Origin of the sequence: Microbacterium sp. (assembly GCF_047602155.1) — a bacterium.
GTDB lineage: Bacteria > Actinomycetota > Actinomycetes > Actinomycetales > Microbacteriaceae > Microbacterium.
On the sequence record NZ_JASGHZ010000001.1, the window covers coordinates 1197639 to 1211756 of the forward strand.

At 70.7% G+C, this 14118-nt stretch carries 13 protein-coding genes and 1 tRNA gene; 3 read left to right on the plus strand and 11 right to left on the minus strand.

Annotated elements, in window-relative coordinates:
* Positions 1-15: 15 nt before the first annotated feature.
* The 7 genes from pknB to QM720_RS05750 are packed head-to-tail and all read right to left on the minus strand — an operon-like array spanning position 16 to position 8897.
* Positions 16-1719, minus strand: a complete 1704-nt coding sequence (gene pknB, locus QM720_RS05720) for a Stk1 family PASTA domain-containing Ser/Thr kinase (protein WP_415125181.1) — start codon at positions 1717-1719, stop codon at positions 16-18.
* Positions 1720-1777: 58 nt separating this feature from the next.
* Positions 1778-3493, minus strand: coding sequence for a serine/threonine-protein kinase (locus QM720_RS05725; protein ID WP_415125182.1), 1716 nt, complete (start codon positions 3491-3493; stop codon positions 1778-1780).
* Entirely contained in the window at positions 3490-4950 is a 1461-nt protein-coding gene (locus tag QM720_RS05730) for a peptidoglycan D,D-transpeptidase FtsI family protein (protein ID WP_415125183.1), read from the minus strand. Before QM720_RS05730 ends, QM720_RS05725 begins: the two co-directional genes overlap by 4 nt.
* An 18-nt stretch (positions 4951-4968) precedes the next feature.
* Entirely contained in the window at positions 4969-6357 is a 1389-nt protein-coding gene (locus tag QM720_RS05735) for an FtsW/RodA/SpoVE family cell cycle protein (protein WP_415125184.1), read from the minus strand.
* The gene (locus QM720_RS05740; protein ID WP_415125185.1) at positions 6354-7592 is read right to left on the minus strand and encodes a PP2C family protein-serine/threonine phosphatase; all 1239 of its coding nucleotides are present in this window, start codon (positions 7590-7592) and stop codon (positions 6354-6356) included. The genes QM720_RS05735 and QM720_RS05740 overlap by 4 nt, the downstream gene beginning before the upstream one ends.
* 10 nt (positions 7593-7602) lie before the next feature.
* Entirely contained in the window at positions 7603-8169 is a 567-nt protein-coding gene (locus QM720_RS05745) for an FHA domain-containing protein (RefSeq protein WP_415125186.1), read from the minus strand.
* Positions 8166-8897, minus strand: coding sequence for an FhaA domain-containing protein (locus QM720_RS05750; RefSeq protein ID WP_415125187.1), 732 nt, complete (start codon positions 8895-8897; stop codon positions 8166-8168). Before QM720_RS05750 ends, QM720_RS05745 begins: the two co-directional genes overlap by 4 nt.
* A gap of 171 nt (positions 8898-9068) precedes the next feature.
* Between QM720_RS05750 and QM720_RS05755 the strand changes: the two genes are divergently transcribed.
* Positions 9069-9152 (plus strand) — tRNA-Leu (locus tag QM720_RS05755).
* Positions 9153-9476: 324 nt separating this feature from the next.
* On the opposite strand, the gene QM720_RS05760 is transcribed toward QM720_RS05755, so the two are convergent.
* Positions 9477-10118 carry a GntR family transcriptional regulator gene (locus QM720_RS05760; protein WP_415125188.1) on the minus strand — a complete coding sequence of 214 codons (642 nt, stop codon included), beginning with the start codon at positions 10116-10118 and terminating at the stop codon, positions 9477-9479.
* Between the two features lie 345 nt (positions 10119-10463).
* Here QM720_RS05760 and QM720_RS05765 point away from each other — a divergent pair, with 345 nt between their 5' ends.
* Positions 10464-10670, plus strand: a complete 207-nt coding sequence (locus QM720_RS05765) for a cold-shock protein (RefSeq protein ID WP_415125189.1) — start codon at positions 10464-10466, stop codon at positions 10668-10670.
* A gap of 21 nt (positions 10671-10691) precedes the next feature.
* On the opposite strand, the gene QM720_RS05770 is transcribed toward QM720_RS05765, so the two are convergent.
* The 3 genes from QM720_RS05770 to nucS form a co-directional block, all read right to left on the minus strand.
* Complete coding sequence (locus QM720_RS05770; protein WP_415125190.1) at positions 10692-11942, minus strand: hypothetical protein; 1251 nt, start codon at positions 11940-11942, stop codon at positions 10692-10694.
* A gap of 7 nt (positions 11943-11949) precedes the next feature.
* Positions 11950-12645 carry an HAD hydrolase-like protein gene (locus QM720_RS05775; RefSeq protein ID WP_415125191.1) on the minus strand — a complete coding sequence of 232 codons (696 nt, stop codon included), beginning with the start codon at positions 12643-12645 and terminating at the stop codon, positions 11950-11952.
* 140 nt (positions 12646-12785) lie between these two features.
* The gene (gene nucS, locus QM720_RS05780; protein WP_415125192.1) at positions 12786-13478 is read right to left on the minus strand and encodes an endonuclease NucS; all 693 of its coding nucleotides are present in this window, start codon (positions 13476-13478) and stop codon (positions 12786-12788) included.
* Between the two features lie 70 nt (positions 13479-13548).
* Between nucS and QM720_RS05785 the strand changes: the two genes are divergently transcribed.
* A complete protein-coding gene (locus QM720_RS05785; protein WP_415125193.1) occupies positions 13549-13986 on the plus strand; it encodes a GNAT family N-acetyltransferase in 438 nt (145 codons plus the stop codon).
* Positions 13987-14118 lie beyond the last annotated feature (132 nt).

Consider the following 14118-nt stretch of genomic DNA (forward strand, 5'->3'; position numbering starts at 1 on the left):
CGGGCGGCCGAGCCGCTATGGGCCGGTGCAGACGGTGAGCGTGATCTCCGAGTGGATCGGCACGTCGCCGGGAGGCAGCGACTGCTGGTCGACCGTCGGCGGATCCGTCGCATGGCACGAGGCGTCCTCCGCGACGACGACGGTGAGCCCCAGCTGCTCGGACTCGAGCTCTGCACGGGCGGATTCGACCGTGTAGGTCTTCGTGTAGTCCCTGATGGTGACCTTGCCGCTGGCGACCACGAGGCCCACGGCGGTGCCGGTCGGCACCTGTGCGCCCTCGGCCTGATCGGCCGAGATGACGGTCCCGGCCGAGATGTTCGGATCGTTGCGGCTCGTGACCGGCCCGAGCGTGAGCCCCGCCCCGGTGAGAGCGGCGGTGGCATCCGCCGTCGAGAGCCCTTCGAGCGTCGGGACGGTCGACATCTCCTGTCCCGTCGAGACGTACACCTTGATCTCCTGGCCGGGCGCCACGGTCGTGCCCGCGGCGGGGTCGGTGCGGGTGACGTTGCCCTTGGCGATCTTGTCGCTGCTCTCCTCCAGCTGCACACCCTGCAGGTCGAGCTTCGTGAGCTCTTCGTTGGCCCGGTCCCACGAGACGTCGACGAGGTCGGGCACGACGCGGGCGTTCGGGGCGACGGTCTGCCCGGGACGGCTGGTCATGACCCAGATGAGCACCGAGATCAGCACGACGGCGAGGATCGCGACCCCGGCCCAGATCCACGCGGCGGGCGGCCCCGGCTGGGTGCGGCGCATCGTCGTGTCGGTGCTCAGCTGGTGCAGTGAACGGGCCGTCTCGGCGGCCTGGCGCGGATTGGCGCCGTACAGCTCGCTCGTGAGCGTGCCCACCTGGCGCTTGCTCGGGGCGCGGCCGTCGAGGGCGGCATCGAGCGCCTCGCGGAACGATGCCGCGTCCTGGTAGCGCTGGTAGGGATCCTTCGCCAGCGCCCGGAGGATGACGGCATCCAGCGACCTCGGCACGGTGCCGATGAGCTCCGACGGCGTCGCCGGGGTCTCGCTGACGTGCTGGTAGGCGACCGCGACCGGCGAGTCGCCACGGAACGGCGTGCGCCCGGTGAGCAGTTCGTACAGCACGACGCCGGCCGAGTAGAGGTCGGCGCGGGCGTCGGCGGGCTCGCCCTTGGCCTGCTCGGGCGAGAAGTAGGCGGCGGTGCCGATGATCGCGGTCGTCTCGGCGACGGTCGACGACGAGTCCGAGACCGCGCGTGCGATGCCGAAGTCCATCACCTTCACCTGGCCGGCATCCGTCACCATCACGTTGCCGGGCTTGATGTCGCGGTGCACGACCCCCGCACGGTGCGAGTATTCCAGCGCCTCCAGGATGCCGTCGACATACCGCACGGCCTCGCCCATCGGCAGCGGGCCGTCGGCGGCGATCTCTTTCAGCAGCCGGCCGTGGACGAGCTCCATCACGATGTACGGCACCGGATGCGTCGTGCCGTCGGCATCGGTGCCGGTATCTTCGCCGGCGTCGTAGACGCGCACGATCGCGGGGTGCGACATGCGCGACGCGGCCTGGGCTTCGAGGCGGAAACGGGTGCGGAAGGCGTTGTCTTCGGCGAGTTCGCGCTTGAGGATCTTGATCGCGACGGGGCGGCCCAGGGTCTCGTCGAAGCCGCGGTAGACGCTGGCCATGCCGCCGCGACCGATCAGCGCATCGACCCGGTAGCGGTCGGACAGCACGCGTGGCTCTGCGGACACTTCACTCCCCTGGACTGGCGCTGAACACCCAGCCTAATCGAACCCGCCCGCGCAGAGCTCAGTCGGTGGCCTCGGGCGAGGGCGTCGAGCTCGGGATCTGCGCCTGGCCCTCGGGCGAGGCGGCCGTCTCGCGGTCGCCGCACTGGGCGGTGTACGACACCTGGACGTACGCGCCGGACTGTGCGTCGGAGCTCGCCGTCACCGCGAGGCTGCGCGGGGTCGTCGGCGACTGGTAGGTCGTGCTGCCGCTCGCGTCGAAGGTGCCGTTGATCACGGTGAAGTTGTACGCCGTGAGGGTCGACCCGGCCGGGCACGAGAACGCCTCCCACGTGATCGTGAACGACATCGACCCGACCGGGTTGTTCGTCACGGTCGGCTTGGTGGGGGTGCCCAGCTCGGTCTGCGCGCCGTAGTAGGTGAGCGTCACGGTCGCATCCAGCGGCACGTTGCCCGCCGACGGGTTGATCTGGTAGATCACGCCCTCGTCGGCCGCCGTGGGCGCGGGGTCGCCGGGGACGCACGAGACCGCGGTCATGTTGTTGTCGTTGGCCAGTTGCAGCGCGGCGTCGCACGTCATGCCGATGAAGCCCAGGTCGGCGATGGCGACCGTGGTGGGGGTGGGCGTGGGTGTCTCGGTCGCCGTCTTCGTGCCGGTGCTGGTGTCGGTGGGCGAAGCCGCCGCATCGTCGCCCTGATTGGCGAACAGCGCGAACAGCGTGCCGCCCAGCACGAGCAGCAGCAGCACGATGAGCGCGATCAGCGGCCAGGTCCACGGGCTGCGCTTGCGCGTCGTCGCCGGCTCGTCGGTGGCGTCGGCGTCTTCGGTCTCGGCGGGCAGGATGCGGGTGGCCTGCTGCGTGGCGAGACCCCCGAGCCCCGCCGACAGCAGCTTCGTCACCTCGTCGATCGGCTGGCCGCCCCCGATCGCCGGGACGATCGCGGCCGCCGCGGCGACGTCTCCGCGCCGCAGGGCCGTCGCCGCGCGCGCGACCGCCGAGGCGGTCGCGGGCCGGTCTTCGGGCTTTTTCGCGATCATGCACATCACGAAGTTGCGCACCGGCGCCGCGATGGTCTCCGGCAGCGCCGGCGGGGTCTCGTTGATCTGCGCCATGGCGATCGCGACCTGCGACTCGCCGGTGAACGGGCGCTTGCCGGCGAGGCACTCGTACGCGACGATGCCGAGCGAGTACACGTCGGTCGCCGACGAGGCGGCACTGCCCGACGCCTGCTCGGGCGAGAGGTACTGCACCGTGCCCATGACCTGGCCGGTGGCCGTCAGCGGCACCTGGTCGGCGATGCGCGCGATGCCGAAGTCGGTGATCTTCACCCGCCCGTCGGGCGTGATGAGGAGGTTGCCGGGCTTGATGTCGCGGTGCACGAGACCGGCCGCGTGCGCCGCCTGCAGCGCCGCCGCGGTCTGCGCGACGATGTCGAGCGTCTTGTCGGTCGACAGCGAGCCCTCGCGCTCGAGGATCGTCGACAGGGCCTCGCCCGGGACGAGCTCCATCACGAGGAACGCCGAGCCGTTCTCCTCGCCGTAGTCGAAGACGCTCGCGATGCCCTCGTGGTTCACGAGCGCCGCGTGGCGCGCCTCGGCGCGGAAGCGCTCGAGGAAGCCGGGGTCGCCCATGTACTCGTCTTTGAGGATCTTGATCGCCACGGTGCGCCCGATGACGTGATCGGTCGCCTCCCAGACCTCGCCCATGCCGCCGATCGCGATCCGCGAGTCGAGCTCATAGCGCCCGCCGAAGCTCACACCCTGTGTCGGTCTCATCTGCTCAGCACCGCCTCAATGACTTTCTTCGCGATGGGGGCCGCGATCCCGTTGCTCGTGCCGTTCTGGCCGAGCCCTCCGCCATTCTCGATCAGGACGGCGACGGCAACCTGAGGATTGTCCGCGGGCGCGAAACCCGTGAACCACAGCGTGTAGGGGTCATCCGCTCCGTGCTCCGCGGTGCCGGTCTTCCCGGCGACATCGACCCCGTCTATTCTTGCACCGCTCGCTGCGCCATTGCTGACATTGGCGATCATGAGCTGGGTCATGGTTGCGGCATCCTCCGTGCTGATCGCGCGCCCGAACTGCGTGTTCTCGAACGTCTGCTGCACCGTCAGGTCGGGCGCGACGACGCTGTCGACCAGACGCGGGTTCATCACGACGCCGTCGTTGGCGATGCCCGCCGAGACCATCGCGATCTGCAGGGGCGAGGCCAGCACGTCGCCCTGGCCGAACCCGGTGAGGGCCGTCTTGTCGTCGGAGAGCTGGCCCTGCGGGTATACCGACGCCGTGACGTCGAGCGGAATCTCGAACGTCGAGTTGAACCCGTACTTCTCGGCCTGCGCGCGGATCGCGTCTTCGCCGAGCGCCACCGCCAGCTGCGCCATCGGGATGTTGCAGCTCAGCCGCAGCGCCGTGGCGATCGTCACCACGTCGCCGTCGCCGCACGTCCCGCCGTCGAAGTTGCTGATCTCGGTGGTCGTGCCCGGCAGCGTGTAGCGCGCGGGATTCGGGAAGGTCGACTCGGGCGTGTACGCGCCCGACGACAGCGCCGCCGAGGCGATGACGAGCTTGAACGTCGACCCGGGCGGGTTGAGGTTGCCCGCGATCGCCCGATTCCAGAGCGGATTCAGCGCGTCGGCGAGGAGCTCGTCGTAGGTCGCGTTGACCTGGTCGGAGTCGTGCGCGGCGAGCGTGTTCGTGTCGTAGCTGGGGCTCGTCACCATCGCGAGGATGCGCCCGGTCGAAGGTTCGATCGCGACGACGGCGCCCTGGTAGCTGCCCAGAGCCTCGAACGCGGCCTGCTGGATGGCGGGGTCGATCGTCACCAGCACGTTCGACCCGCGCGGGGACTGCCCCGTGATGACGCGCTCCACCCGCGAGAGGAACTGCGAACCCGCCGTGCCGGACAGCTCGCGGTTCATCGCCTGCTCGAGGCCGGTCGCCGACTGCAGCAGCGGATTGAGGTAGCCCGTGACGGGCGCCCACATCGTGGCATCCGGGTACTGCCGCTGCCAGCTGTACAGATCGCCGCTGGGCACCGACGAGGCGATGACGGTGTCGCCGGCGATGATCGATCCGCGCTGCACCTCGAACGAGTCGTAGAGGGCGCGCTTGTTGCGGGGGTTCTCGCCGAGCTCGCCCGCCTGCACGACCTGGATCCAGCTCGTCGCGCCGAACAGGGCGACGAACATCGCGAGCATGACGATGGACAGGCGTCGGAGTTCTTTCGTCATGTCAGCCGATCACCCCCCTCATCCGATCACAACTCTGGGTCGTGAGCGCACGGCATCCGAGATCCGCAGCAGGAGCGCCACGATGATCCAGTTCGCCACGAGCGACGACCCGCCCGCCGCGAGGAAAGGCGTCGTGAGCCCCGTCAGCGGGATGATGCGGGTGACGCCGCCGACCATGATGAACACCTGCAGGGCGATCGTGAACGACAGGCCGGTCGCGAGGAGCTTGCCGAAGTCGTCCTGCCCCGCGATCCCGATCCGGATGCCGCGGCTCGCGAACACCATGTACAGGCACAGGATCGCGAACAGTCCGATCAGCCCCAGCTCCTCACCGAGGCTCGGGATGATGTAGTCGCTCTGCGACAGGGGCGTCAGGCCGGGCCGGCCCTGGCCGAGGCCGGTGCCGAGGAATCCGCCCTCGGACAGTCCGAAGATGCCGCTGACGAGCTGATAACTGCCGCCCTGACGGTCGATGATGTCGGGGTTGAACGCATCCAGCCAGTTCTGGAACCGCCATCCGACGTAGGTGAGCACTTGCGCCGCGATGACCGCGCCGCCGACGGCGAGCACGAGGCCGAGCAGGGCCCAGCTCGTCTTGCCGGTGGCGACGTAGATCATGGCGATGAACATGCCGAACAGCAGCAGGCCCGTGCCGAGATCGCGCTGCAGCACGATGATCGCCATGGATGCCAGCCACACCAGCAGCAGCGGCCCGAGCTCGCGCGGGCGCGGCCAGGTGATGCCGAGGAACCGCGTGCCCACCGAGCTCAGCGCCTCGCGCGTGCGCACGAGGTAGCCGGCGAAAAAGATCGCGAGCGCGATCTTGGCCAGCTCGCCGGGCTGGAACGAGAAGATGCCGCCGATCGAGACCCACACGTCGGCGTTGGCGTCGGTGCCGAGGCCGGGGACGAACGGCAGCAGCAGCAGCACGATGCCGGCGAACCCGAACACGTACGTGTAACGGAACAGCACGCGGTAGTTGCGCAGCGCGACGGCGATGACGGCGGCGCCGGCGATCGCGATCGCGAGCCACGCGAGCTGCCGGGTCGACAGCGCCTCCCAGCCCGAGATCTCCTTCTCGATGTCGATGCGGTAGATCATGGCCAGGCCCAGCCCCGACAGCACGGTCGCGATCGGCGCGACGAACGGGTCGGCCTGCGGCGCCCGCAGGCGCAGCGCGACGTGCAGCCCGAGCACGAGAGCCGTGAGAGCCCCGCAGTAGTACAGGAAGGTCCAGTCGATCTGCCCCGTCGCGCCGAGTTGGACGAGCGCGACGGTGGCGGCATTGATCGCGAAGGCGAAGATCAGCAGCCAGAGTTCGCGATTGCGCTGGGTCTGCGGCATCCGGAGACCGCGCAGCGCCTTGACGACGGTCGTGTCGGCCGGGGCCGTGTCGATGGCCGTCATTGGTCCGCCTCCGACGTGTCGCGCAGCGTGTCGACGATGGCCTCGGCGTCGGCGAACGAGCGCGCCGAGATCGTCTCGGTCACCGCGAGCCGCTGGTAGAAGGGCAGATCCGACAGGAGGATGCCGGTGTCCTCGAACACCGACGACAGCGAGATCGGACCCAGATCCTGCTGGATGCCGCGGAAGATCACGACCGTGTCGTCGTCGGCGCCGACGAAGTACCGCGACTGCGTCCAGCTGTACGCGCCGAACGCGGCCGCGGCGAGCGCCGCGAGAAACGCGACGAGGCCGACGATCCACCAGACGCGGCGGCGCCGGGCGCGGCGGCGATCTTCTTCGATGAGCTCCTCGAGGAACTCGGCGGCCGGCTCGAAGTGCGTCGGCTCGTTGGCGGCCTGCCGGTTCGGATGCAGCCAGCTCGTGCGCCCCGGCCGCGCGGCGGGCACCTCGACGCCCTGCGGGTTCGAGGCCGACCCGACGATGGTCGGCGTGCCGCTGAACATCGGGTGGCTGCCGCCGACGTCGACGATGACGATCGTGACGTTGTCGGGGGCGCCGCCGTCGAGGGCCTGCTTGAGCAGCACGTCGGCGGTGCGGCCGGGCGGCAGCCCTTGGCCGAGCGCCTTCGCGGTGTGCGCGTCGTCGACGACGCCCGACAGTCCGTCGGAGCACAGCAGCCAGCGGTCGCCGGGCTGGGTCGCCATGATGAACGTGTCGACCTCGGGGTCGGGGTCCATGTCGCCGAGCACGCGCATGAGCACCGACCGGCGCGGGTGGTACCGGGCCTCTTCGGGGGTGATGCGACCCGAGTCGACGAGGCGCTGCACGAAGGTATGGTCGGTCGTGATCTGGGTGAGCGCGCCGTCGCGGTACAGGTAGATGCGCGAGTCGCCGATGTGGGCGATGACGGCGTAGTCGTCGACCATGATGATGCCGCTGACGGTGGTGCCCATGCCGGCCAGCTCGGGACGCTCGCCGACGGTGTCGATGAGCACTGTCGCGGTCGAGCCGATGGCATCCTGCAGGGCGCGCTCGGCCTCGGCCGTGGAGGTGTAGGGGTGGTCGAGCTCTTTCAGCCGGTGCACGGCGATGCTCGACGCGACGTCGCCGCCGGCGTGCCCGCCCATGCCGTCGGCGACGACGAACAGGTTCGAGCCGGCGTAGCCCGAATCCTGGTTGTTGGAGCGCACCTTCCCCGTGTGGGAGATGGCGACGCTCGAGCCTTCGAACACCATGACGCGGGGGCTACTTCCTCAGCTCGAACGTCGTCGCGCCGACCTTGATCGCCGCGCCCACGCGCACCGGAACGGGGGTCGTGACGCGGGCGCCGTCGTGCCAGGTGCCGTTGGTCGAGTCGAGATCCTGGATCATCCACTGATCGCCCCACAGCAGCAGCCGAGCGTGGTGGCTGGAGGTGTAGTCGTCGCGGATGACGAGCCCCGACTCGCTGGAGCGCCCGATCGTCAGCGCCTCGGTGCCGAGCGGCAGCTCCAGGCCGGCCTTCGGGCCGCTCGTGATGACGATGCGCGCGACGGCGTCGCGGGTCGCGGTCTGCGCGCCGGATGCCGTCGGGGATGGCGCGCTCGCGCGCGCCGGGCTCGGTGCGGCGGCCGCCGCGACGGGGGCGACGGGGGCGGTGACCCCGGCAGGCGCGCCGGGACCCGAGGGTGCCGCCGCCGGAGCCGGGTCGGGGAGCTTGCGCACCTTGACGCCGAACAGGTCGGCGCGCAGCGAGTAGACGACGGCGAAGACGAAGAACCACAGCAGGATCAGGAAGCCGACCTGCAGCAGGAGCAGGGTGAGCTCGCTCACGAGGCGCCCCCGATCCCGAAGGCGCGCGTGGCATCCGCCGCCGACATCGTGGGCCGCGGCGGGGTCGCCTGCGCGACGACGTGGAACGCGATGTCGGTGCGGCCGATCGTGATGACCGAGTCGGGCAGCAGTGCGGCCTCGGCGACCTTGGTGCCGTTCAGCTGCGTGCCGTTGGTCGACCCGAGGTCGCGCACGAGGGCGCGCTCGCCGTCCCACAGGATCTCGACGTGGCGGCGGCTGGTGCCGGCATCCGGGATCGTGATGTCGGCGTCGCTGCCGCGGCCGATGACCGTGCGGCCCTTCTTCAGGGCGTGCCGCGTGCCGTCGATGTCGACGACGCCGCGCCAGGCGACCTGCCCGGCGGCGGTCTGCGAGTCGACGCGCAGCGTGCCGGTGGGCAGCTGCGGGTCGGCGGCGAGGCCGATCGTGACGGGGCCGGCGAAGGTGAAGCCCTGCGCCTTGGCGTGCTTGTGCACGAGCTGCTGCAGTTCGTCGTCGAGGGTCTCGCCGAGCGAGCCCATCCGTTCGGCGTCGGAGGGCGACAGCCGCACCTGGAACGAGTTCGGTGCGAGGATGCGGTCGCGGCTGACCACGGCGGCCTTCGCGTCGAGCTCGCTGCGCAGGGCCGAAGCGATCTCGACGGGCTGAATGCCGCTGCGGAAGGACTTCGCGAACGCGCTGTTGACGGCGCGTTCGAGTCCCTTCTCGAAGCTGTCCAGTAGTCCCACGGGGCTCCTCAGGCTCGCCGACCGGTGCGTACATGCTAATTGCACAGCCTGGGCGCGAGCGGCACGTTGCGATTTCGGCGGGTGGCGGCGCGGTGGGCCCCCGCCTCGGATTCTGCCTGCGACGCCCTGCGTGATATCCTCGGGAGGTTGAGTCCGTGGCGACACGGATTCGCGCGAGTGGCGGAATAGGTAGACGCGCTGGCTTCAGGTGCCAGTGCCCGAAAGGGCGTGGGGGTTCAAGTCCCCCCTCGCGCACGACAGGAAAAGGGTCCCGATCGGGCCCTTTCCCATTCCCGTCATCGCTCCCCCGCCGCGATTCTGCCCGTCGCGATTCTGCCGTCGCGATTCTGCCGTCGCGATTCTGCCCGTCGCGATTCTGCCGTCGCGAAAAACGGAGAAACCGCGAAAAACGGATGCGTGGTGCCCGTGGCATCCGTTTTTCGCGACATTTCCGTTTTTCGCGACAGCGGCGATGCCGCGACGGCGCGGATGCCGACGGCCGCGGTGGCGGTATCGCCGTTGCGACGGCGGCGACGGCGACGGCGGCGACGGCCGACGGTGGCGACGGCCGACGGGGGCTCAGCCGACGCCGTGCAGCGTGCGGAGGGTGCGCTCGGCGCCGTCGGCATCGCGGGCGGCGATCTGTGCGCGCAGCGTCAGATAGTCGTCGGCGCGCGCCAGCGGGCCGGCGACGAACGGGGTCCAGCCGCGCAGATTCCGCTGGATCGCCAACCCCGCTTCTCGGACGACGCCGATGAAGACGCCGTTGTGCGTCGCCAAGGTCACGAGCTCGAACATCGCCGCCGACGCCTCGAACACCAGCAGCGGAACCCCCGCCCGGGCGCTGTCGACCACGGCATCCGCCGCGTGAAGGATGCCGTCGAGCTCCTCCTCGGAGGCCTCGCTCAGGGCCATCCGCAACGCGTTGCCCATGAGGTACGCGGTGAACACGCCCGTCTCTTCGCGCAGTCGGTCGTCGGGTTCGGACACCCGCGTGTAGCGTCCGACGGCGACCTCCACCAGCCCGAAGCGTTCCAGCCGTTGCAGCGCTTCGCGCACGGGAGTGCGCGACACCCCCAGCTGCAGGGCGAGATCGGTATCGCGCAGGTGCGCGCCGGCGACGAGGGTGCCGTCGAGAATGGCGGCGCCGATGCGGCTGTAGACCTCGTCGCTGAGGATCGTGCCTGTGCTCAGGTCGATCGGGGCAAGAAGCACGGTCATGTCGCGCACAGTTTACGTGTCGTGCATGTGAAGGGAAGAGCGGATGCCATGCCTACCTCGCGCTGGAACAGTTCACGGCGATTTCCCGGATTGCGCCCCCGCACGCCCATCGTTATATCAGTACAGTGGAGACAGCCACGCTATGCGTGGCCTATCCGGGGGGATCCGTCGACGCCCGGGCGTGCGCATTTGTGCGTATTCTGCCCGGGCGTCGAATGGTTAACCGGCTCGTCGTGCAACGTTTGTGTCACCATCTCTCATGGAGTGCCCCGTCCGGGCCGCGACCCCGTTAGCGTTGACCCGACGGCGCACTCGCGCCGGCATCGCATGCAAGTAAGGCAGCTCATGAGCACCAGCGGTACCGTCAAGTGGTTCAACTCGGAGAAGGGCTTCGGGTTCATCGCGCCCGATGAGGGCGGCGCCGACGTGTTCGCCCACTACTCCGCCATCCAGTCGGGCGGTTACCGCTCGCTCGAGGAGAACCAGCGCGTCGAGTTCGAGATCGCCCAGGGTCCCGAGGGCCTGCAGGCGGAGAACATCCGACCGCTCTGAGTCTGAGCGGCCCCCGGGCCGTCAGCCTCTCGTCATCCGGTCATAGTCCGCGAGGGCTATGGCGTCTTCGGCGTGCCGGGTGGCCCGGCGCGCGGCATCCAATGCCTCGACCGGGTCGCCGGCCGCCCGCGCTGCGGCCAGCTCGCGCTGGGCCGCTGCCAGGCGCACGCGCGCATCGACGCCCGCGTGGGATGCCGTCGGCTCGGCCCGGGCGATCGTGTCGCGTGCGACCGACAGTGCCCCCGGCAGCGCGGAGCGCGCGCCGCGCAACCGCTGCTGCGCCGTGCGGGCATCGCCCACGGCGAGGTCGAGCCGATCGCGCAGCCGCGCGATGCGCTCGACCGTCGCGGCGGGCCGGCGCCCTGCTCCGGGCTCGAGCGCCGTGAGCTCGGCCTCGGCGTCGTGCAGAGCCTTGCCGAGCCGTTCCGCGTCGGCGGGCTCCAGCGTCTCGCGCAGCGCGGCGGAGGCGCGCAGCGCGGTGCGGGCCTGGGCGAACTCCTCCGGGAGCGCGGCGGCGGCATCCGTCACGAGCCGGCACCGTTCCTCGAACCGGCGCGTCGACTCGGCCGCCGCGCGCAGCGCCCGCTCGGCGTCGGCGAGCACGGGAAGGGCCGACCGGGTCGGGTCTTCGGCGCGCGCGGCCGCGTCGGCGACGAGACGTTCGGCGTCGGCGAGGGATGCCGTCGCCTGGGCGGCGGCTCGCTCGGCGTCGATCCACTCGCTGCGGTCGTGCTGCGCGGCGAGCCGTGCGAGGAGCCCACCGGGGTCGCCGAGCTCGGCGCGCTGCGCCACGAGCCGTTCGCGGGCGGCCGTGACCTGGACGGCGGCGCTGACGTTCTGGGCCATCCACGCGGCGTGCCCGGATCGGGCCCGCGCGATCGCCGCGAGCGCGCCGTCGGTGCGGGAGCGGATGCCGCGCGCCCGGCGCGCGGCCTCGTGCGCCGGGGCGCCCGCGAGCGCGCGATACTCCTCGAAGGCCGCGTCGCGGACGTGCTGCGCCGTCATCCGCGCCCGTCGCAGCGCGGCCGGGGCCGACCCGTCGTAGAGCGCTCCGGACAGTCCGACCTCGAGGTCGAGCTCGGCGACGGCGTCGTCGAGCCGCACGAGAGCCGAGCCGGCCTGCACCCGTTCGGCGTCGGCCGCGGCCCGCACGGCGGGTGAGCGCCGGTGCAGCAGCACCGCGCCGACGGCGATCGCGACGAGGAACGCCGCTCCGCTGAAGACCACGAGGGAGGGGACCACCCACCCCCACGCGTCGACCGGCGCATCCATCGGCGGGCTAGGCCTGGAGCTCGTCGGCCGGGTCGTCGAGCAGCAGCAGGGCGCGCAACTGGCGGGCGTCGTCGACGACGGCCGCCGCACCCTCCGACTCGTACGGCCAGCCGAATCCCCATCGCGCGAAGATCACCGGCACGCCGTGCTCGGCGGCGCCGTCGACGTCGTGGTGGCGGTCGCCGATGAGTACGGGACGGCTCGTGTCGTGGCCGCCGGCATGCAGCTGGCGCAGCGCCTCGGCGACGACCGCCGACTTCGAGGCGCGGGTCTTCTCGTCGGGCGTCGCGCCGACGACGACCTGCAGATGCCGGGCGAGGTCGAAGTGGTCCATGAGCACCTCGACCTGGTGCTCCGGTTTCGAGCTGGCGGTGGCCTGCGCGATGCCGGCGGCATCCACCTCCGCGATGAGCTCGGCGATGCCGGGGTAGAGCCGGGCACCGGAGGCGTACCCCTCGGCCTTGCCGATGACGCGGTAGCGCGCGGTGGCTTCGGCCGCCTGTTCGGGGGTCATGCCGACGTTCGTCTGGAACGATTCGTGCATCGGCGGGCCGATCCAGTGCACGAGCTCTTCGCGGGTCGGCGCGGGCAGCCCGTAGTCGGTGAGGCACCGCGTGAGGCGGCGGAGGATGCCCTCGGACGCATCGACGACCGTGCCGTCGATGTCCCACAGCACGCAGGTCCAGGGTGATCTCGCCGCCATGCCGCCAGCCTACCGGCGCCTCCCCGCGTCCCCCGCCCGCCGCGTCGTCCGCGAAACCTCGCAAATGTCCGCTTCTAGACCGGTTCGCACGGCGTGTCGCGTGCATTTGTGAGGTTTCGCGAGACCTCAGAGATGTCGGGTCAGAACAGGCGCGGGGCGCCGGACTCGGTGCCCTTCATGCCCTCGTAGTCGAGAGTGACGCAGCGGATGCCGCGGTCGGCGGCGAGCACCTTCGCCTGCGGCTTGATCTCCTGCGCCGCGAACACGCCCGTGACCGGGGCGAGGTGCGGATCGCGCCCCAGCAGCTCGAGGTAGCGGGTGAGCTGCTCGACGCCGTCGATGTCGCCGCGGCGCTTGACCTCGACCGCGACGGTGCCGCCGGCCGGGTTGCGCAGCAGCAGGTCGACGGGGCCGATCGCCGTCGGGAACTCGCGGCGCACGAGGGTCAGCCCGTCGCCGATCACCTCGACCTGCTCGGCGAGCAGCCGCTGCAGGTCGGCCTCGACGCCGTCCTTCTGCAGCCCGGGGTCGATGCCCAGTTCGTGCGATGAGTCGTGCAGCACCTCGTAGATGCGCACGAGCAGCGCATCTCCGGTCTTGCTGTGGGTCACGCGCCAGTGCTCGATCACGCCCGCGCCGGCCGAGTCGGCATCCGGCTCTTCGACCGTGAGCGTGCACGGCGGGCTCATCCAGTTCAGCGGCGCGTGCTGGATGTCGCGATGGAACGCGACCGTCCCGTCGGCTTTGATCATGATGAGACGCGTGGCGAGCGGGAGATGAGTGTTCAGCCGGCCCGAGTAGTCGACGGAGCAGCGGGCGATAATGAGACGCACCGCTCAAGTCTGACAGGCGGCAACGGATGCTCGGGGGCACGCAGCGATGGATGAGGCACGGACGCGAAGGATGACCGTCGAGGATGCCGGCGAAGTTCTCACCCTGCAACGCGCCGCGTACGCGACCGAAGCGCAGATCTACGGCGACCCGTTTCTCCCGGCACTGACCCAGACACTGAGCGAACTTCAGGACGAGCTGCGCGTCGGCAGCGGCGCCGTCGCGCTGGACGGGGCGAGGATCGTCGCCGCGGTGCGCTGGACGGTGGAGAACGGAACAGTTCACATCGGACGCCTGACGGTCGCCCCGGATCAGCAAGGCAAAGGGCTCGGCACCACGCTCCTGCGCCGCGCCGAGCACGATTCACAGGCGACGCGCGCCGAGTTGTTCACCGGACACTTGAGCCAGGCGAACATCAGGCTCTACGTGCGCGAAGGTTACGCCGAAACCCGACGCGAGACCCTGCGCGACGGAGTGGAACTCGTCTACCTCGTCAAGCCGCTCTCGTAGCGAGTGGGGGCGGCATCCGGCGGCGCGTCGGGCGGGGGCGGCATCCGGCGGTGCGCTGCGTCATCCGTCGCGAATCGTGGCGATTGCGCCGGATGGCCGCGGTTTGGGTCGGATGAAGGCGGGGGCGGCCGG

Excerpts from the sequence above, each read along its gene's own strand:
- QM720_RS05730 (WP_415125183.1), bottom strand. The coding sequence starts at position 4,950 with ATGACGAAAGAACTCCGACGCCTGTCCATCGTCATGCTCGCGATGTTC.
- QM720_RS05760 (WP_415125188.1), bottom strand. The coding sequence starts at position 10,118 with ATGACCGTGCTTCTTGCCCCGATCGACCTGAGCACAGGCACGATCCTC.
- QM720_RS05775 (WP_415125191.1), bottom strand. The coding sequence starts at position 12,645 with ATGGCGGCGAGATCACCCTGGACCTGCGTGCTGTGGGACATCGACGGC.
- QM720_RS05770 (WP_415125190.1), bottom strand. The coding sequence starts at position 11,942 with ATGGATGCGCCGGTCGACGCGTGGGGGTGGGTGGTCCCCTCCCTCGTG.
- QM720_RS05735 (WP_415125184.1), bottom strand. The coding sequence starts at position 6,357 with ATGACGGCCATCGACACGGCCCCGGCCGACACGACCGTCGTCAAGGCG.
- QM720_RS05785 (WP_415125193.1), top strand. The coding sequence starts at position 13,549 with ATGACCGTCGAGGATGCCGGCGAAGTTCTCACCCTGCAACGCGCCGCG.
- QM720_RS05725 (WP_415125182.1), bottom strand. The coding sequence starts at position 3,493 with ATGAGACCGACACAGGGTGTGAGCTTCGGCGGGCGCTATGAGCTCGAC.
- QM720_RS05740 (WP_415125185.1), bottom strand. The coding sequence starts at position 7,592 with ATGGTGTTCGAAGGCTCGAGCGTCGCCATCTCCCACACGGGGAAGGTG.
- QM720_RS05765 (WP_415125189.1), top strand. The coding sequence starts at position 10,464 with ATGAGCACCAGCGGTACCGTCAAGTGGTTCAACTCGGAGAAGGGCTTC.